Raw genomic sequence first — 18,962 nt, forward strand, 5'->3', positions numbered from 1 at the left:
GACTCATTTCCCATGAATCAGACAATTTATTATGTGGCATCGAACGGAAACGATTTTTTGGATGGTTTATCCATACATCAGAAATCTGAAAAGTCTGGCCCATTTGCGACACTCAGCCGTGCACGGGAGGCCATTCGACAAGCGCGAAAGAATGGAAATAACGGTTCATTTATCGTTGAAATCAGCGGTGGCGCTTATTTTCTGGATCAGACTTTCACACTCGAACCCCAAGATTCCGGAACGAAAGAAAACCCGGTGATCTACCGGGCGCGCGCCGGGGAGAAGGTTGTCATTTCCGGCGGACGGCGAATCAGGGGATTCCGCGAGACAAAAATCAATGGGGTCGATGGCTGGGTGACGGATTTGCCGGAGGCGATGAATTTCACCCAGCTTTTGTCAATGGACAGCGGGCGAGTCGAACCCGGTTTCCCCATGAGGGATTCCACCGCATTGAATCGTCACGGGTCCTCGCCCATGATCAGGCGGATTGGTACACGCCCGTCATGGAGTTCATTCACAAACCCGGCGACATTGATCCGAACTGGCGCAATTTGCGCGATGTCTCTGTCATCACCCTGAAAAGATGGTTTGAAATCCATGCCCGGATCAAGTCGGTCGATCCTGTGAGTCGTGAGGTGGCTTTGGACGCTCCCCTGACCGAAGGGGGAATTGATTGTGATGGGCAATTTGCGCGCTACTGGGTGGAGAATGTGTTTGAAGTCCTGCGTTTGCCGGGGGAATTCTACCATGACCGCGCCGAGTCGAGGCTTTATTATATTCCGCGCTTTGGTGACCGCATCGACACCGCCGAGGTGATCGCACCGGTTTTGGATCGCCTCGTGGCTGTCGAGGGGAATCCCTTTGGTGAAAAAGTCTCCCATGTGTGGTTTGAAAATCTGGAATTCCGCCACTCGGAATATCGTTACCCGGAGGGTTACCAAGGTTCCGTGCAGGCCGCGCACACCTTGCCGGGCGCCATCACACTCCGGGGGGCGACGAACTGTGTTTTTTACCAGTGCACCGTGGCGCAAATTGCGCAATACGGGATTGAGTTCCGTCTCGGCTGCACACGCAATCAAGTTGTCGCCTGTCACCTCCATGATCTCGGGGGCGGCGGGGTCAAAGTCAATCATGACCGTGGAACCGCCTCCATCTTTCATGAGCCCGCCGTTGAGGTGAGTCGAAAACCCGAGCACGGACTGCTTGTCCCTGAAGGCGCGGACCCGGGCAAATTGCCCCGGCAAAAAGTCACCATCAGTGATTGCCTGATTCATGACGGAGGAAAAATTTATCCCAGCGCGGTGGGAATCTGGATCGGAGACTCGGCGGGAAATCGGATTCGTCACAATGAAATCTGGGGCATGCACTATTCGGGAATCTCTTGCGGGTGGATGTGGTGTTTCCAATACGGAGTCGAGGCGGCGGACAATCTCATCGAGGGAAATCACATTCATCACCTCAATCAAAGTGGACTCCTGTCCGATCTGGCGGGCATTTACACACTGGGCCCGCAGCCCGGCAGTCGGGTGCTGGGCAATTTGATTCACGATGTCCGCACGGCGAATTATGGAAACTGGGGGTTGTATCACGATGGAAGCAGTTCACTCTTCTACGACGAGGGCAATGCCCTCTACCGTTGCGGGTATGGCGGATTTTTCAGCAATGTCGGAAAAAACAATTTGTTGGTCCGAAATATTTTCATCAACGACCAAAGCCCGGACAACCCGGCTTTTGTCGTGGGCGATGACAGTGGACTCCTCACACTGACCGCCCGTGAAAACCTCATGGTCAGCGGCGCGCCTCAGGTGCTTTTTCACACGACTTGGATCGGACATGTGCGATTTGAACGGAATATTTATATGAATCCACACGGGACAGACTTCGGTTTTGTGCAGAGGTCTTTTATCGGGAAAATGTTTTCTTTCGAGGAATGGAATCAGTCTGCTTTTGCGCGGGATGAAAGACTGGCCAAAGGCAGGGTGGAAGGACTGGAAAACGGCACGATTCTCGTCAGTGCCGGTGCGGAATTTCTGGATGAAAAATGGAGGGGGATTCTGGCTCGCCTCGAAAAAACCGGGCCTCGACAGGGTGCCAGCCGCCCGGGGGCATTTGCCGATTGGCCCCAGGACATGGACGAGCCACGACCGGTTGTCATGGCGGTTTTTGAGTGGGAACGGGAAATGTTTAAGCAAAAACGAAAAGATTACTATCATACATACTGGGAGTGTTTTGCCGAAGGATCGACTCCGTGCAAATTGCTCTTGGTCAATCGCGGCGAGATTCCGTGGGAGGGGAAGGTGTTTCTCAAGGCTGAGAAGCCTGAGCAAGTCATTTTGGGGGGCTGCACTGAGGAAATTGTCCGGCTGGAGCCCGGTGAGCAACGAACCTTGCACTTCACGGGGCAACTTGCTCCCGGAGCTGACTCATGCCTGATCCACGCACAGTGCGCTGGAGATGAGGCATTTTTTCCTGTGGGGATCTTTCTGCATAAAACACGAACAAAAGATGGTGCGTGATTTGACAGATCAATTTGTGTCATTCCATGAGCGATATTGACCGTTCATCCAGAAAATGATTGCCAAAACTCATTAAACACGTGTTTAATGAAGGGATGACACTCTCCCGTATTTTTCTTTCATGCGTTGTTTTGTTTCTGATCAATTCGATTTGCTCCGCAGAATCAACCTCGGAGCAAGTTGCTTCCCCGACCGGGCGAACCGTGTTTTTTCTGGATGAGGAAATATCGATTCATCTTCCCGCCAAAGGTGATGGCAGCAAGATTCCTGTGACATTGACAAGCGTGGAGGGGGTTGAACGCAAAGCTGAATTGGTCGCTCTCGGCGGCTATGCCGTGATGCAAATTGCTCCAAACATGTTGGCGGAGGGGCAGTGGACATTGGCAACTGCCGATGGGCGTGGTTTTTCTTTCAGGATTGCCCGTCCGTTTCAGAATACCCCATTTGCCATTGTGAATTATGGGGGAACGATCCCCGATGATGACGTGAATATGTTCGGCGGACCCGGACCGATGAAAGTGGAGGAAAGAATCGAATTGTATCGGGACACTTTCGGAATGAATCTCATTATGCATGTCGGGAATATGGGTGGGCCGATCGGTCCAAAGGATGCGGACCGTGCGGCCTCGATTCCAGCCCGCATCGTCGCCCAACACGTGATTGCCGGCCAGCATCAGCCGGGAGGGCAAGCCTCCAGTTGGGCTGACCCGGCGCTTCAACTCGGCACCCGTTACCGTGGCATGCACGTCGCACAGCAGTGGAGACGCATCGGTGGGAAAACCTTTGTCGGCGTGCATTATGCGGATGAACCCGGTCTGACTTGGGGGCAGCAAAATGAGAAGGGGGAAATGGCCCGGGCTTTTCCCGGAGAGCAAAATTGGTATGTCGGCCCTTATGCTGTTCCTGCGCAACACGCGCTTTATGAAAAAACATTCGGAAAAAAACCGGCAAATTGGCAATTCCCCGAGAAAGACTTGGAGGGATGGTTGCATTTCATGAGGTGGAGAACGACGATTCTCGGCGATCTTTTCGCGCAAATCACCAAGGATATTCACGCCACGCATCCCGACGTCATGGGATTCTCACAGCTCTACGCATGGCGCACGACCGCCGAAGGGCTGTATCCCCCGGAGAATGCAAAAGGGATTGATGTCTTGGCGACCCATGGTTACGCGATGTGGACGCCACTGGGACATTTGAATCCCGCCCATGAAGTCGATGCCATGCGCAGTGGAGCGTGGGACAAACCTTTGTGGATGATCGGACCGTGGATGGGAAGTCAGGCTGATGAGGGGGGGGTGCGCGCTGTTCTCTACGGTGTTCTGGCCCGCAAGGTTGAGGGAATCATCTGGCCGCTGGACTGGAAACGGACATGGCCGGAAGCCGCCGAGGTTTCCCAAAAAATTCTTCCCCTGAGCGGGATGCTTCACGACACTGCCAAACCGCGCGACACAGTGGGGTTGCTTCACAGCCGTGACCAGCATCTCGTGGTTAATAGCCGCCATTTGCGCGCCGCGAACCCGGGGACGGAGTATCATGGTCTTCTCTTGAGCGCGTGGAGCATGGCCATGGCGGCGGGTTATCCTGCCAGCCGGGTGGTGGAGGGGGATTTGATCTCCGGCAAAGCCTCAGAGCATAAAATGATTTTTACCCCCGCATTGACGTATGTGAGTGATGCGACCCGGAAAGCCTTGGAAAAATATATCGCAGACGGTGGTGTTTTGTTCCTCGACTCAGCATCCACTGTGGATATCAAAGGTGCGCGCAAGCTGCCCTTTGCCTTTAAAGACAGCATGAATGAGGAGGTTTTCCCCCGCATTACACCCATAGTGCCCGGCAATAGCCGCAAGTTTTTTGAGGAATTAATCGCGCCGGATTTGCCGGCCCTGAAAAAAGCTTTCGAGGAAGTCGCTCCTCCCTTGATCGAGTGCTCAAATCCTGAGTTTGCCTTTGGGGAATATCTTGCGGGCAAGGGACGGTATATCTGGATTGTGAATAATGCCAATCAACGCAAGGACGACGCGCAGTTCATTCCTGTTGATGCAGAGGCCGACATTCGATTGCCGAATTCCGATGGTGTGATTTATGATGTTTTTGCGCGCAAATTGCTCCCGAACCGTGAATTCAAGCTCAAGCTGGCCAAAGGTGATGCGGCGCTGTATGCATTCATGCCCGCGAAAATCTCTGGAGTGAACGTGGATCGTGTGGAATGGAAGGAGCCTGGTTTAACCGTGGCTTTGTCAGTGAATGCCGGGGAAACTCCGGTGGATGCGATCATTCCTGTCAGTATCACTCTCAAAAATCCGAAAGGACAAAAGATTTGGACTGTTTATCGGGCGACCAAGGCCGGGAAGTTTGAGGAAGTTTTTGATCTCGGATACGGGATCATGCCCGGAGAATACACTGTGGAGGTCAGCGAAAATCTCTCGGATCAAAAAGCCCAGAAAAAGGTCGCCATCAAAGCCTCTGAACAATTTGCCTGGCAATCACCGATTGTGGAGACCCCTGATGAGGCGAGAATCCGTTCTTTCTTGAGCAAACCTCGGGAGATTTTGGTCGCCTATGGCTCAGAGGAATCAAAAAAATCAGCCACGCAATTGGCCGATGACTTGAACAAAAAAGGGTTCAAAGCCAAGGCCGTGAATGCCGCCGATTACAATCAGGAAGTTGAGTTTCCTCTGCAGGGCGCTCCCTTCCCCATTTTTAATGGCATTTTCACGCATCCGGTGGCCATCCATCAGGACGTGATTGTGATCGGTTCACGAAAGGACAATCAGCTCATGGAGCGGCTGATTGGAAAATATGGATTGTCCCCTTGGCCGCTTTCTTTCCCTGAGAATGCGCCTGGCCAAGGCCGTGCGCTGATGTGGTGGAGTCGCGGCGCCTTCGGACTCAATCATGAGAGTGTGGCGATACTGGCCAATGATCCGGAAGGATTAAAAGCCGGGGTGGATTCGCTCTTGAAGAAGCTGCCATAAAAAATCAGCTCCTGAAAAACTTTCATTGCCAAAAGAGAATTATGAATATCCGTTTTTCATCCGTCAGCGAACTGCAACATGAGTCAATCACGGAAAGCTGGCATCTTTTCCCCGCCGCATTGCACCCGCTGGTTCTGGGGTCGGGAGAAATTGGAATGGCGGTCGATCCCACGGGGTTGCAGGGGCTGAACACGTCCCAGACACAGATGGCTGACACATTGTCGATCATGCATCAGGATCAGAGCACGAATTGGAATCTGTATCTCAGGCGTGATCAGGCATTATCGAAACATCATTGCCAAAAAGGCGCTGAAGGCTGCCACTTGATGCCCTGTGGATGGCTTGAATACGTTTTGCACCTCGGGAATCAGCGATGGACGGCGCGGGAGATCGCTCTTTACGGAAGGAATTGGTCGCGCACATGGACTCCAAAAACCGGCACTCTGGTTACTTCGTACGAGTTGAATGATCTGCGGATCACCGTTACGACCACGATTCCGTTGGATTCGGTGTTGATCCGGGTGTCCTTTCACATTCGGAATCTTCAAGGACACTTGAGCGATGTCCGTGTCGGATTGCTTTGTCATCAAAGCCTTCGGGACGGACGCCCTCTGGCCAAACCAAGTTCGATGAACACCTCGCAGGAGAAGGACTTGATCTTCCGGCAATGGAAAGCCAACAACCAATCATCCATGGCGGATTTGTTGGAACCCATTGCGCTGGGGTGGACAGTCGCAGCGCATGGCCCAGAGGCCGTGTTTTTCGCCGATGAAACAGTGATCGAAAGTTCAGTCGCAGTTGTCCAAGGCCGTGCGGATTTCCTGGTCGTTGCCGGGTCGGATCGGGATGGTTCCGAAGGATTGGACTATGCCCGTGATCAGGTGAAACGTTTTCGGTCATCTCCACCAGAGGAGTCTTTGCGGCAATCCGCAGCCAGTTGGAGGGAATGGTTCTCTCGCGGGGCGGAAGTCTGGCTCGGTGAACCGGACAAGGATTACCTTTACCTGCAGCAGCAATATCTTCTTCGCGCCGGGGAGAGTTACCATGCGGGAATCGTGCTGGGCACATATTGGAATGACACTTTTGGCGGCTCCACATTTTTCGATTCCCTGTCCGTGTGTGAGGGGATGATCCGCAGCGGGCACGTGGAAGAGGTGCGCCGCTTTTGCCAATGGTTGACGGCCCATTGTCCGAGCGAAGACAGACCGTATTATCACATGACTTATTACAATGGGCAACCCGCGGGAACGGGAGAACAGGCTTTCCATGTGAGCATGGCTTATGGCGGCGTCATGATCCGGTTGTGGTCATTCACGCGCAGTATGGAAGATGCGCGGGATATTGTGATTCCTTACTTGGATCGTTTATTCACTTATTTGATGGGGGAAAAACTCATCAAAATAAACGGGGAGTGGAAAATGCGCGGTTCCATCGCTCTGGATGGACATCTGGAGGCTGAATCACTCGAAGCCTATCAGGTCGTTGTTTATTGGATGGCCATCCTAGCTGAGGGGTATTTGGAGATTAAAAAGCAAATTGCACATGACGATGATTTAACCCGGCAAGCGCGGGATTTTCTGGAGCGGATGACCTCTCGGGGAAAATTTGATTTGTCGGATATGAACTTTCTGGAGACATGGATGCCCTATCTCATGGGGCGCTCCAAATATGTCGACCACGCTTCCTATGGTGAATTTTTGAAGCGGAAATTTCCCGAAGGAGGGCGTCCACCGCATGACTACCAACCATGGAACACATTTTCATTCGCCATGAGCTGCCTTTTGACCGGTTTTCCCGAGCAAGCCTTGGAGCAATTTGAGGATGGGTTGCGAAATATCTGTGGTGTTGGTTATTTCGATGAGAGTCTCTACGAAATGAGGGGCGGGGGATTTGCTCCCTATCCGCCGGCTACAGGGAGCTATCTGGCCGTGGTGACCAATCTCATTGTTGACGGGGATTTGATGAGTGATGACATCTCAGTTGGCACGGTTCTCCCATTGCGCTGGAGACAGAAATACTTTCGTTGCCAGCATTTACGCACACTGAATGGCGCAGTGATCAGTGGATGGTTCCAGCCGGATGCGTGCCGGATCACTGTGGAGACAAACCGCCCCCGGTGTTTGCGCGTCGCGGTGCCTTTGCGGTGTGTCGGCGAACCCCTCATGGTGCGTCACAATGGGCAACGTGTCGAGTTTCCTGATGACACTGCGGAGATTGTCTTGCAAATCGCAGCCGGGACTCATGACATTGAGATCGCGAGGGACTTGAATCACTCCACCGATGTGACCATCATCGAGCCTCATGATCATGGCAGGAAAATGGCACAGTTGCTTCGCGATGCGGGATTGTCTGTGCGTTTGCTGAGGGATTATCGAACTCTGCAACAGTTGTCGGACAAGAGCCGGGGCTTCTTGGTTCACACATCCTACGCATCCCTGCCTGTCGAGGTGGTTTCCTGCCTCGGGGAGATTGCCAAAAACGGGGGAATTGTCCTGGGGCTATTCCACAGTGGACGGCTGGATATGGACACTGCTTTTGCCGAATTGTCCGGTGTGCGGCTGAAACAGGACACTGACCATTGGAATTATGATTCCAAGGATGTGACCTATTCCTTGACGGACATCGGGCAAAAGCTTTTTCCAGCTTTGCCATGTGAGTTTGCAATTCCTCAATCGGCGGATTTTGTCGGGAAGCCTGATGTTGGTGTGGAGATTCTGGCTGTTGACAAAAAAAGGGGAGAACCGCTTTTCACCCGGCGGTCAGTTGGGGCAGGGTGGGTGTATTGGTGTGCGGCGGGCAATAAAAGCGCGGACGGCCCGCAATATGAATTCGTCAAATCCACCAATGAAATCATCAATCATGGCATGGACTATGAGAAACGTCAGAAACGACTATGGCTGGAATCACCGGCATTTGCGGCGTTGTTATCGACGGTTTTTCATCCGCTCAAAAAATGAATGGAACATCTCCAGCATTGAACAAGGATGCAAAACCTCCTGATGACATGGATGTCTGGATTCTTGCCGGGCAATCCAACATGCAGGGTTTTGCCCGTTTGCCCGATGAGTCACCATCTCATCCGTGTGTTTGGAATTACTCAATGCAGGGACGCTGGGAGCTGGCTTGTGACCCATTGCATCGTCTTTGGGAAAGTCGGATGAGGGTGCATTCCTCCCTGATGCGCGCCGCTGGACAAGGGGAGGGAAAAACAAATGAGCAAATGGCCCAGGAGGAGGATCGGACTCGGCGGATAGGAGTCGGCCCCGGACTTGCTTTTGGAGTTGCCCTCAATGAAGCCACAGGCAGATCGGTCGGACTCCTGCCCTGCGCCCATGGGGGGACCAGTCTGGAATTATGGAGTCCCCATCGAAAATCAATGGGCGATGCCAGCCTCTACGGTGCGATGATTGAAACAGTCCGGGCCTGTGCGCGACCGATTCAAGGAGTGCTTTGGTATCAAGGTGAGTCCGATTGTGTGCCGGACCTGGCGGACACTTACGCTGTCAGGCTGGAGGAATTCATTCGCGAGTTAAGGAAGGATTTGGGAGAGCCGGATTTGCCTTTTATCGCGGTGCAACTCGGGCGTGTCGTGGATGCGGCATTGAATCAACCGGATCACTGTTGGGACACCGTTCGGGATGCATTGGGCAAATTGCCCGGACGTGTTCCTCGGAGCGCGGTGACCTCCGCGGTTGACTTGTCCCTGGATGACGCAATTCATTTGGACACCCGCTCACAAAAAAGATTGGGCGTGCGTCTGGCCGCTCTTGCCGCGCAATTTGCCCGGGGGCAAGAACCCCGGACACCCCGGTTGGTTTCAGCGGTGAAGAGGGTTGATCCTGATGGACGCTGTGAAATCGTGATGGATTTCGACAATGTCGAAGGCGGGTGGAAAGAAGGCAGTGACATTCCAGGATTTGTTCTCTATCGGCTGGGTCAATCGGGATTTGCCTCCACGCAAATTGCCCGTGCCCGATCTGAAGGGAGCGGAGGCAGGATTCATGCGCTTTTGACCAATTGCCCTGATGAACCCTTGGCCATTGCCTATGGAATCGGAAAAAACCCAGTGTGTCGGCTCGTTGACCACAAAGACCGCCCCCTCTGCGCGTTTATGCCTGTGGCTGTTTCTCAGGGATAATGGACAATAAACCACTGATCTGGAGTAAAAAACTCGGCGGTCAAATTTCGTGGGCTTGGTTGAGGGAGATTCCTTGGAGTTGGTTCGTGTGGGTGAGGGCAATGGCCAGAGCGTCGGCGGCATCAGCGGGTGGTTCCTCGCGCAGACCCAGAAGGGCACGGATCATGGTGTTGACCTTGGATTTTCCAGCGGCACCGGTTCCTGCGACGGATTGTTTCACCTTCCGGGGGGCGTATTCAAAGATGGGAATTGAGCAGCTTGCACAGGCGGCGATGGCCGCACCACGGGCCGCGCCCAAAGTGATCGAGATTTTGAAGTTTTGCATGTAAAAAACCCCTTCGATCGCGCATGCGTCCGGTTTGAATTCGATGCAAATTTCCTTTGTTTTCTCATGAATTCGTGCCAAACAGGAGGACACTTTGAGGGAGGGGGGATTTTTAATGACTCCGTAACCAAGCGCCTTCCAGCGCTTTCCATCACCGGAAATAATCCCAAAACCGGTGCCTCGAAGGGATGGGTCAATACCTAATATAACCATGAACTAAGAGAAAAACCTATAAATTTTAAATGCGTCAACAAGTGTTTTCATTGACTTTAACCTGTAACAACTCTAATTTTCATAATTTATGCCTGAAGAGTCGACATCAAAGAAAGAGGGGGGGCTGACCGAAATCAAATCGGATCGCCCTGTTCCGCGTTCTCCAATTGCCGACTCTCTTGATATTGAGTTTGAGCCTTTGACACCCGATGGAGTTCCTTTGGAGCATCTTGATGAGAAAGAAGAACCAAGGAAGCCGTCGAATGCCAACAAGGAAAAGTCTCCCGCGCCTGCAAAAGAGGAAAAAAACGACAACTCAAAAATTCCGGCACCCGGAAAAGTCATAGAGTTTGCACAGGCGGCGATTTTGCAAAAGCTTGGTGAGATTGGTGAAAAAATGAATGCTCTGGAAAAGGGCCTCGCGCCCGGACGCGAGGCCGTGGAGAAGATGGTCGAGAAATTCGACTCGAAAATCGCCTTGGATGCCCACTCCAAAGAGATGTTTTCGGCGATGCACAGTGAGCTCAAAAGCTATAAGGACTCGGCTCTCTTTGACATTTTTCACAAGCCTTTCCTCAAAGATTTGGTTCTGCTGTATGATGACTTGGGCAAATTGCAGAAACATGGGCGGCAATTGACGGACAAGGCCGCAGAGAAAGTCGCCGAGATGAAAGAGGATTTTCATCATCATGCCAATAATATCGACAATATCATGGCGTTGGTCTTGGAAATGCTGAATCGGATGGATGTCGAAATGATTGAGGAGACCGGAGTGACCATCGACAAACAATATCACAAGGTGGTCAATACCCGGAAAACATCCAACGCGGATGAGGACGGGAAAATCGCAGAGATCGTCAATCGAGGCTTCCGCTGGCGGGGCAAATTGCTCCGGCACGAGGAAGTCATTGTGTATAAACATGAAAACGCATAATATTATTGGCCTTTATATGACCGAATCCAACATCAGACATTCAGGGGGAAAATATGTCTAATCGCAAAGTCGTGGGAATCGACCTAGGAACGACCTTTTCGGCCATCGCCCATATTGATGAATATGGCAAACCACAGATTATTCCCAATGCGGAAAGCGAGCGCACAACGCCGTCGGTGATTCTCTTCGAGGAAAGCAATGTGACGGTGGGCAGCACGGCCAAAGCCTTGGCCGTGGCGGAACCCGACAAGATTGTGGAATTCATCAAACGCGAGATGGGCAAGCCGCGTGAGGAATTCAACCGTGAATTCGGCCAGACAAAATATTCCGCCGACGAACTCTCCGCGGTGATTCTTAAGAAACTCAAAAATGACGCGGAAAAATATCTGGGGGTTCCTGTCACCGACGCGGTGATCACGGTTCCGGCCTATTTCAACGACGCTGAACGCAATGCCACGATGAATTCCGGCAAAATCGCGGGATTAAATGTGTTGCAAGTCATCAACGAGCCGACCGCGGCGGCTTTGGCTTACGGGATGAACAAGCTTGGCAAAGATCAGACCGTCTTTGTCTTCGATCTGGGAGGGGGAACCTTTGACGTCACGATCATGAAAATCGAAGGTGAGCAGATTCGCATGGTCGCGACCAATGGTGATCATCGTCTTGGGGGAAAAGACTGGGATGACAAGATCATTAACTACGTCGCCGAGGAATTCGACAAAACGCACGGCGAAAATCCCCTGCTGGATTTGCAAGCCTACCAAGACCTCCAGTCCCGCGCCATCGCGGCCAAAATCCAACTCTCCAACCGCCCCAAAACAACCATCGTGCACAGTCACAATGGCAAGTCGGTGAAAGTCGATCTGACGCGGGAGCAATTTGACCAGATGTGTCAGGACTTGGTCGAGAAATGCCGCATCCTTTGCGACATTGTCCTGATGGAAGCCAAGATGACGTGGAAGGACATTGACACAGTCTTGCTTGTCGGTGGCATGACGCGTTGCCCGATGATCCGTGACATGGTCAAGGAATCCAGCGGAAAAGAACCCAGCGAGGAAGTCAATCCTGATGAGGCGGTCGCTCTCGGCGCGGCTGTCCAAAGCATGCTGTGTCACATCAAAGAGTCCGTGGACGCCGGATCCAATGAGGTCGCACCCGAGACGATCAAACATTTCACAGGTGAGTCAGGCGGGTTGATTCAGGTCACCAATATCACCTCGCACACACTGGGCATTGTGTTGTGGAATGATGTCAGCCATGAGGAATATGTCTTTCCGATGATTGCAAAAATGACCAGTGTGCCCTGTGAGATCAAAAACACTTTCGGCACGGCCAGCGCAAATATGAAACGTGTGGTCGTCAAGGTCGTCGAAGGCGAGAGCACTGTGCCTGAGGAATGCACCAAGCTCGGGAATTGTGAGATTGAACTTCCTGAGTATCTTCCCAAGGCGACTCCCGTCGTGGTAACCTATCGATACAATAACAACCAGATTCTGGAAGTCACTGTCAAAGCCCAGGAGAAAGTCGCCCATGCCGAGATTCACCGCTCCGGAGGTCTCAATGAGAAGGAAGTCGGCAAGGCGCGCGAACACCTGACCCTGTTGAATGTGGCGTGATGAATCCGGCAGATTAAAGGTGGCTCATGGCTCTTCCCTATCCGCTTCCGGATGACCCGCGCAAGTGGGACGGATGGAAGCTCTACAATTCAAACAATCTTTATGAGCGGCTCGGGCTTTCCTACGAGGAAAATCCGGGACAGCAGCTCATTGAGGAGTGTTGCCGCCAACTCCTGCTCTGGTGGCAGAAGAAACTCCCCCTGAAGAGCCAGCCGAATAATCCTCTGGCACAGCTGCTGGGCAAAGCCATTGACGAGGCTCCCCGCCTGATCACCCAGGCCAAGGTTGTGCTGCTGGACAAGGATCAACGCGCGGTTCATGACCAGCAACTCGTCCAACAGTCACACGTGTCGGCCTTGGAGGAGTTTCAGAAATTCATCAGCTTTTCCCTCGCTGACAAGAGGCTGACCCCGTCGGCGGAAAATGGACTTTACGGGATGGGAAGAAATTTGGGGCTCAGCGATCAGATGATTGCGGAGGCCATTGAGCAGAGTCTTTTGGAATACGGGGCGGTTCGTTACGATCCAGAAGCTGCGGCGGCTGAAAATGCGGCCAAGGTCATCGCGGAAGCTGAGGCCAAAGCCGCCTCACTCCAAGCGTCCGCCAAAGCGGCGGCAGTCAATGGGGAACAATCAACAGGCGCAGCCCCGGCGGGGCAGCCCGATCCGGAAGGGTTCCAAGAACTCGTCGAGCAATGGAAGGAAAAAACGGAATGGGGAGAACTCGAGGATGAGGACAAGGAAAAACTCCTGAAATGGGCGGTGAATTTTCATCTTCCGGAGCCATGGGCCAAGGCAATCATGGACGACGAGGAGTATGATCCTGACGCTGAGGCCAAGGAAAAAGCGGCACAGGAAGAAAAGAAAAAGAAAATGGCCGCCGCCGCCTCGGCGCCAAAATCGACCGCATCAAATTATTCCCCTGAGCAGGAAAAAGGAATGTTTCCCCCTTTCACGAATGATTTGGGGATGCAAATGATCTACATTCCTTCGGCGTCATTCAAAATGGGATGCGTGAGTGAGGAAGCGGCTCACAATGAGGAGCCGCAATTTGATTGTTCCCTGACGGGATACTACATTTCAAAGTTCCCGGTCACCTTTGCCCAATTCGAGCAATTTGCTCCGGAGCACCGTTCCAAACGTCCCGCTTGGGCCAATGAGAATCATCCGGCGGTGATGGTCACGTGGGAGCAGGCGGGCAAATTCTGCGACTGGCTTTCATCGAAGGATGGGCGGAAATACCGTTTGCCGACAGAGGCGGAGTGGGAATATGCCGCCAAAGGACCGCAGAACCGTCGCTATCCTTGGGGGGAAAGTGAAGTGGCGGGCGCCTTGGCCAATTTTGCCGATTCATCGACGAATTTTCATTGGTCTGATCCCACCGTTAACGATGGATTCGCGCAGAGTTCCCCTGTGGGCAGTTTCCCCTTGGGAATTTCACCCTTCGGTTGCGAGGACATGGCGGGCAACGTTTGGGAATGGTGCAAGGATGCGCTGGGTGACTATAAAAGCAGTGCGCAGACAAACCCTTGTCCTTCAGCGGGGGCGCAACGGGTGGTTCGTGGAGGTTCATGGCGTTCAAAAGCCAACAGTTTGCGCACGACGGCGCGCTTGGGTCAGATGCCCTCTTACTTTGCCAATGACATTGGTTTCCGGGTGGTCTGTGTTCGTCCTGTCATCAAATCGGCTTAAGCAATTTGCTTGCAGGGGATTGAATGATTATTTCCGCGATGATATTAATGTGATTTCAGTTTGACAGACAGGATTTCAGCGGGTAATTCTCCTCGCTAAATCAAGGGGTATTATGAATGTGACAAATCAATTGCAAAAAATCATTTTAACAGGGGTCTTGTGTCTTGCGGCTCCCTTGACTGGATTGACCCAGCAGAATGTGAAGCAAGCCGACCCGGCCGCGCTCAAAAGCGACAATTGGCTCACGGAAAAATATCGCAATGACAATCTGCCGGGACCCACAATCGGGGCGCGGGCTGGTTATTATGCGTCGAGCAAACATTCCTTTATTGTGGAGGAATGGGCTCAATTGCCGCTTTTTAGCTCTGGAAATTTCCTCGCTTACTACGGTTACAATTCATTCACCCCGTTCGAAAGTGAGCGGGGCGGAGTCAATCAAGTCGGTCGCAATGACCAGACTCAGGAGTTAAACGGGGAATATCGCCTGAATGACCAGATCGCGATTCAAGGCACATTTGGTTGGGAACGGGTTGATTACGTTGATGCCACGGGGCACCGTGAGAATTTTCGGGCTGGGCTGGGGGCGGGAACCCCTTATGTCAAACGTTTTACAGACAAACTGACGTGGTCCGTGATGGCGGGGCCGACATTTGTCACGCACAACACATACTCAGACTGGTTTGTGGACGCTTTTGTTTCCTATGAATTGATCGACTTTAATTACATTGCCTCGACGAAAAATCTGGCGAGCCGGCCAAAGCTCAATATTGAAGGCCGCATGGAGAGTTACAATGACGGGGTGGATCGTTTTGCGCCTTATCTGGAGTTCGGCCCGACATTCTCCATGATTACGGTCAATGGGAACAAACTCGATCTCTTCGCGCATTACGTGGGCAATCATGGCAATGAATTCAAAATGCTCAATGATGATGGAGCTTTGATCGGGTTTTCCGTCGAGGCCATGCGTGAGTATCCGTATGGCACTCTGCCCACCGATTGGCAGAGTGGGGACATCCTGCCCAAGGTCTGGGGCTATTATGAGATGGGCTGGGGCAAGGATGGCGATTATGTGACCAATTTCAAAATCAACGCCCAGCTTTACCAGTTTCATCTTGGTGTGCCGTTGACTCTTTACACATGGTTCCAGCCCCGCCGTTATTGGTCGGGCCAGTCACAGGGGATCAATAACGCCCTTTACAATGTCGCTGTGGGACTCATGACACCGATTACCTTGGATGGTGGATGGGCGGTCGTCGGCAACCACATGCCCTTGCAGCTCGGCGCGGAGTTTTTCCATCGCAGTGATCACACGATGAATCCTTCCCAGACGCAAGTTGCCCAGAATAACAAGGGAGGAGACAACTTTGACCGTTACGCTTGGGAGGGGAGCATGAATCAATTCCCCCGGGTTTTCCTGTCCACTGCCGGATGGGATTCACCCTACGTTTACACAGGGATTTATGAATCCAAGCTGGCTTGGGTGAATACGCTCGACTGGCGCACCTCTGTCGGTGTGAATGTGTCCTCTCCGAGCCACAAACATTTTGGCAGCGCGGAAATTGGCGCCCATTGGAATATTGCGACGATTTATGGTTATGTGCCTTACCTGCGCGGGCAATACGGTTACGGTGCGGTTTCCCCTGAGTATTCCCTCGAGGGCGGTTGGCAACGTCCTGAATACAAAGTTTTCTTCCGCTATGAAAATCAAGACCTTGACCGTTCCATCAGCGGTGGCCGGGACAATGTCTGGTATGGCGGATTTAGTCTGAATCTTTGATCTTGTTTCACCGCAAAGCATTTTTTGCGATCAAAACCGACTGGGCGCGATTTACTCCTGCGCCGCCAAGTAACGTTCGGCCTCAATGGCGGCCGCGCATCCTAGGCCTGCGGCGGTGATGGCTTGGCGATAGACGCGATCCACACAGTCTCCCGCCGCAAAGATGCCGGGGGTTTTTGTGGCGCGGCCATTTGTGCAGAGGATGTAGCCATCCTCATCGGTGTCCACGAGTCCTTTGACAAATTGCGTGTTTGGCACATGTCCGATGGCGACGAAAACCCCGGCACAGTCGAGTGTGCGGGTCGAACCATCGGCAGTGTTTTTGAGCTTCACACCGGTGACTTTGTCTTGGGAGACATCGAGAATGTCCTCGACGACGGAATTCCAGACGAATTCGATTTTTTCATTGGCAAATGCCCGATCCTGCATGATTTTGGATGCCCGAAGCTGGTCACGGCGGTGAACAAGATGGACTTTCGAGCCGAACCGGGTCAGGAACATGGCTTCCTCAAGGGCTGAGTCCCCGCCTCCGACGACGACAAGCGGTTGATTGCGGAAAATGGGGTTGGGCCCGTCGCAAGTCGCGCAATAGGTCACACCCTTGTTTTCGAGCTTGTGTTCACTCTCCAATCCCAGATGCCTGTGACCAGCTCCCGTGGCGATGATTACGGTTTTGGTTTCGATTTGCTCTCCACCGGAATGTACGATGAATGTTTTTCCCTTGGGCTCGACCCTGTCAACCAGTTCGAGATCGCGCATGACCGCGCCAAAGCGTTCCGCCTGTTTGCGCATGGTCATCATCAGGGTGAATCCATCGATGCCATTTTCAAATCCGGGAAAATTTTCAACAATCGTGGTGGTCGTCAGCAGGCCGCCGGGCATGGTGCCTGTGAACATCAACGGCTTGAGCCCTGCACGGGCGGTGTAAATGGCAGAGGTGAATCCGGCGCAACCGGAACCGATGATGACGACATTTTCCATGTGAAAAATCCTTTGGGGTTGTGTTTGAGTATTAAAGTAGTGCCTCAATCCGCGAAAAATTCAAGTGGCGGACATTTTTTTGACAGAAGACGCTCTTCCTCGGCGGCCAAAGACTGGATATAAGCGCTGAAATCCTCATCCTCCCCGCTGAGCAATTCGGACAAGTCCTTCCTGAAATCGGGGCGTCGGCACCATTCCCGCATGTAATCCTCCCAGGATTTCCAGCGGCGGCGGGCCTGTTTGTCCATATTCTCGGCGTAGGCCACGATGTAGGCGCGTTCAAAGAGGGACACCAAGATTTCAAAGAGGGCGTATTTGCGCTCTTTCTGCTCATCATCCAAAGGTTTGTCATGGTGGCTTTTGTGCAGGAGCTGGAGGTCGGAATTCTCCATCGCCAGCACGAGGAAATTTGTGTAAGAGGTCATCAGCTCCTGATAAATTTCATCCTCCTCATTCTCCCGTTCTTTCCGGCGTTCCTGCATGTAGGTGTAAATCGCCAGTGGCAGGCCGATGACCGTCACGACATAGCTCAAAAGCTCCCAGATTTCCAGAAAACTCAAGCTTTGCACAAATTGCATCAGGGTGGCAATTGCAGTCATCGGCCCAATATAAGCCGAAATTTTAGCCTTTGAAAACTGTTCCTTTTCGGGCAAGTTATCCGCTTATGAGCCAATCCCCCGACCAACTTCGTGAAATGTTCCGCATGCAACAAGCCTTGAATCTCCGCATCGGGGTGGACACCGCCCGGATGAATGATGAGGAGAAAGCCAAATGGATTCTCAACTATGTTCGGGCCACGCAGCAGGAGCTCGCCGAGCTGACCGACAGTGTGCCTTGGAAGTGGTGGGCGAAGTATCAGAAGTTTGACGAACAGAATGCGCGGGTCGAGGTTGTGGACCTTTTCCATTTTTTGATCTCCATGGCCCAGGTTCTGGGCATGAGCGCGGACGATGTTTATCAGGCGTATCTGAAAAAAAATGAGGTGAATTTCCAACGTCAGGACAGCGGCTACACTCAAAAGGACGAGAACGACAGCCGCCATATTTGATTCGAAAACCTTTGATCAGCCAGTGAATGCCAGGCTCAAAATCATCAGGCTTGCCTGTCTGTTTCTGGTTTGCGCCGGGGCGGTTTGGCTCTGCTGGCCGGCCCTGACGATGGGGAGGCAACTGGCCCAAGCGCGCATGACAACCCAAAAATTCACGGTGGAGGAGAGGGTGGAGCAATTTGCCCCGGTGGCTGTGCCGCGGTTGAAGCCTTGTTTTGACGCGGCGCAAATTGCCTGGCCGCCCGCGCAAATTGCACTGCTGGGATTCAAACAGGAAAAACGGCTCGAAGTCCATGCCGCAGGAGCTGACGGACGGTTTCGCTTCATTCGCTCCTATCCATTCACCGCCACCAGCGGCCAGCTCGGACCGAAGCTCCGGGAAGGCGACCGGCAAATTCCCGAGGGGTTTTATGGAATCGAATCCCTTAATCCCAACAGCCTCTATCACTTGAGTTTGAGGGTGAATTATCCCAATTCCTTTGATCGCGAGCTGGGCAGGGAAGACGGGCGGAAAAATCTCGGGGGCGACATCATGATTCATGGCCGCAGTGTGACCATCGGGTGCATTCCCGTGGGAGACCCGGCCATAGAGGAGCTTTTTGTGCTGGCTGCGCTGACAGGCATTGAAAAGATCCAGGTCATCATCAGTCCTGTGGATTTTCGCACGGGCAAATTGCCCGCGGACATGCCCGTGGTTCCTGCGTGGACGGAGGGGCTTTACGCGCAAATTGCCCGGGCGCTCGCG

General features: G+C 52.8%; 14 protein-coding genes. 11 read left to right on the forward strand and 3 right to left on the reverse strand.

The window, feature by feature from the left end; genetic code table 11:
• Positions 1-12 precede the first annotated feature (12 nt).
• The 5 genes from QQ055_RS08400 to QQ055_RS08420 are packed head-to-tail and all read left to right on the forward strand — an operon-like array spanning position 13 to position 9,632.
• Complete coding sequence (locus QQ055_RS08400) at positions 13-579, forward strand: hypothetical protein (RefSeq protein ID WP_286004548.1); 567 nt, start codon at positions 13-15, stop codon at positions 577-579.
• The gene (locus tag QQ055_RS08405; protein ID WP_286004549.1) at positions 504-2,516 is read left to right on the forward strand and encodes a right-handed parallel beta-helix repeat-containing protein; all 2,013 of its coding nucleotides are present in this window, start codon (positions 504-506) and stop codon (positions 2,514-2,516) included. Before QQ055_RS08400 ends, QQ055_RS08405 begins: the two co-directional genes overlap by 76 nt.
• 59 nt (positions 2,517-2,575) lie before the next feature.
• Complete coding sequence (locus QQ055_RS08410) at positions 2,576-5,494, forward strand: type 1 glutamine amidotransferase family protein (protein ID WP_286004550.1); 2,919 nt, start codon at positions 2,576-2,578, stop codon at positions 5,492-5,494.
• Positions 5,495-5,535: 41 nt separating this feature from the next.
• Positions 5,536-8,451, forward strand: coding sequence for a type 1 glutamine amidotransferase family protein (locus QQ055_RS08415; protein ID WP_284474884.1), 2,916 nt, complete (start codon positions 5,536-5,538; stop codon positions 8,449-8,451).
• The gene (locus QQ055_RS08420) at positions 8,388-9,632 is read left to right on the forward strand and encodes a sialate O-acetylesterase (RefSeq protein WP_284474885.1); all 1,245 of its coding nucleotides are present in this window, start codon (positions 8,388-8,390) and stop codon (positions 9,630-9,632) included. Before QQ055_RS08415 ends, QQ055_RS08420 begins: the two co-directional genes overlap by 64 nt.
• A 40-nt stretch (positions 9,633-9,672) precedes the next feature.
• Here QQ055_RS08420 and ruvC read toward each other — a convergent pair whose 3' ends face one another.
• Positions 9,673-10,170: a crossover junction endodeoxyribonuclease RuvC gene (ruvC, locus tag QQ055_RS08425; protein ID WP_284474886.1), complete on the reverse strand. Its 498-nt coding sequence runs from the start codon at positions 10,168-10,170 to the stop codon at positions 9,673-9,675.
• An 88-nt stretch (positions 10,171-10,258) separates the two neighbouring features.
• Between ruvC and QQ055_RS08430 the strand changes: the two genes are divergently transcribed.
• From QQ055_RS08430 to QQ055_RS08445, 4 genes are all read left to right on the forward strand, one after another.
• The gene (locus QQ055_RS08430; protein ID WP_285964270.1) at positions 10,259-11,104 is read left to right on the forward strand and encodes a nucleotide exchange factor GrpE; all 846 of its coding nucleotides are present in this window, start codon (positions 10,259-10,261) and stop codon (positions 11,102-11,104) included.
• A 53-nt stretch (positions 11,105-11,157) separates the two neighbouring features.
• Positions 11,158-12,720 (forward strand): Hsp70 family protein, encoded by a 1,563-nt coding sequence (locus QQ055_RS08435; protein ID WP_284474889.1) that lies wholly within the window; start codon positions 11,158-11,160, stop codon positions 12,718-12,720.
• 26 nt (positions 12,721-12,746) lie between these two features.
• Positions 12,747-14,411 carry a formylglycine-generating enzyme family protein gene (locus QQ055_RS08440; RefSeq protein ID WP_284474890.1) on the forward strand — a complete coding sequence of 555 codons (1,665 nt, stop codon included), beginning with the start codon at positions 12,747-12,749 and terminating at the stop codon, positions 14,409-14,411.
• Positions 14,412-14,523: 112 nt separating this feature from the next.
• Positions 14,524-16,188, forward strand: a complete 1,665-nt coding sequence (locus QQ055_RS08445) for a hypothetical protein (RefSeq protein ID WP_284474891.1) — start codon at positions 14,524-14,526, stop codon at positions 16,186-16,188.
• Between the two features lie 51 nt (positions 16,189-16,239).
• Here QQ055_RS08445 and trxB read toward each other — a convergent pair whose 3' ends face one another.
• Both trxB and QQ055_RS08455 read right to left on the reverse strand, forming a co-directional pair.
• Positions 16,240-17,169, reverse strand: coding sequence for a thioredoxin-disulfide reductase (gene trxB / locus QQ055_RS08450; protein ID WP_284474892.1), 930 nt, complete (start codon positions 17,167-17,169; stop codon positions 16,240-16,242).
• Between the two features lie 44 nt (positions 17,170-17,213).
• Positions 17,214-17,768, reverse strand: a complete 555-nt coding sequence (locus QQ055_RS08455; RefSeq protein ID WP_286004551.1) for a hypothetical protein — start codon at positions 17,766-17,768, stop codon at positions 17,214-17,216.
• A 65-nt stretch (positions 17,769-17,833) separates the two neighbouring features.
• On the opposite strand from QQ055_RS08455, the gene QQ055_RS08460 reads away from it, so the two are divergent.
• Both QQ055_RS08460 and QQ055_RS08465 read left to right on the forward strand, forming a co-directional pair.
• On the forward strand, positions 17,834-18,217 hold the full coding sequence (locus tag QQ055_RS08460; protein ID WP_284474894.1) for a dUTPase: 384 nt from the start codon (positions 17,834-17,836) through the stop codon (positions 18,215-18,217).
• 22 nt (positions 18,218-18,239) lie between these two features.
• On the forward strand, positions 18,240-18,962 hold a 723-nt coding region (locus QQ055_RS08465; protein WP_286004552.1), incomplete at its 3' end, for a L,D-transpeptidase family protein.

This window comes from Geitlerinema calcuttense NRMC-F 0142, assembly GCF_030285425.1.

Excerpts from the sequence above, each read along its gene's own strand:
- QQ055_RS08400 (WP_286004548.1), top strand. The coding sequence starts at position 13 with ATGAATCAGACAATTTATTATGTGGCATCGAACGGAAACGATTTTTTG.
- QQ055_RS08405 (WP_286004549.1), top strand. The coding sequence starts at position 504 with ATGGAGTTCATTCACAAACCCGGCGACATTGATCCGAACTGGCGCAAT.
- QQ055_RS08415 (WP_284474884.1), top strand. The coding sequence starts at position 5,536 with ATGAATATCCGTTTTTCATCCGTCAGCGAACTGCAACATGAGTCAATC.
- QQ055_RS08420 (WP_284474885.1), top strand. The coding sequence starts at position 8,388 with ATGGCTGGAATCACCGGCATTTGCGGCGTTGTTATCGACGGTTTTTCA.
- ruvC (WP_284474886.1), bottom strand. The coding sequence starts at position 10,170 with ATGGTTATATTAGGTATTGACCCATCCCTTCGAGGCACCGGTTTTGGG.
- QQ055_RS08430 (WP_285964270.1), top strand. The coding sequence starts at position 10,259 with ATGCCTGAAGAGTCGACATCAAAGAAAGAGGGGGGGCTGACCGAAATC.
- QQ055_RS08435 (WP_284474889.1), top strand. The coding sequence starts at position 11,158 with ATGTCTAATCGCAAAGTCGTGGGAATCGACCTAGGAACGACCTTTTCG.
- QQ055_RS08440 (WP_284474890.1), top strand. The coding sequence starts at position 12,747 with ATGGCTCTTCCCTATCCGCTTCCGGATGACCCGCGCAAGTGGGACGGA.
- QQ055_RS08445 (WP_284474891.1), top strand. The coding sequence starts at position 14,524 with ATGAATGTGACAAATCAATTGCAAAAAATCATTTTAACAGGGGTCTTG.
- trxB (WP_284474892.1), bottom strand. The coding sequence starts at position 17,169 with ATGGAAAATGTCGTCATCATCGGTTCCGGTTGCGCCGGATTCACCTCT.
- QQ055_RS08455 (WP_286004551.1), bottom strand. The coding sequence starts at position 17,768 with ATGACTGCAATTGCCACCCTGATGCAATTTGTGCAAAGCTTGAGTTTT.
- QQ055_RS08460 (WP_284474894.1), top strand. The coding sequence starts at position 17,834 with ATGAGCCAATCCCCCGACCAACTTCGTGAAATGTTCCGCATGCAACAA.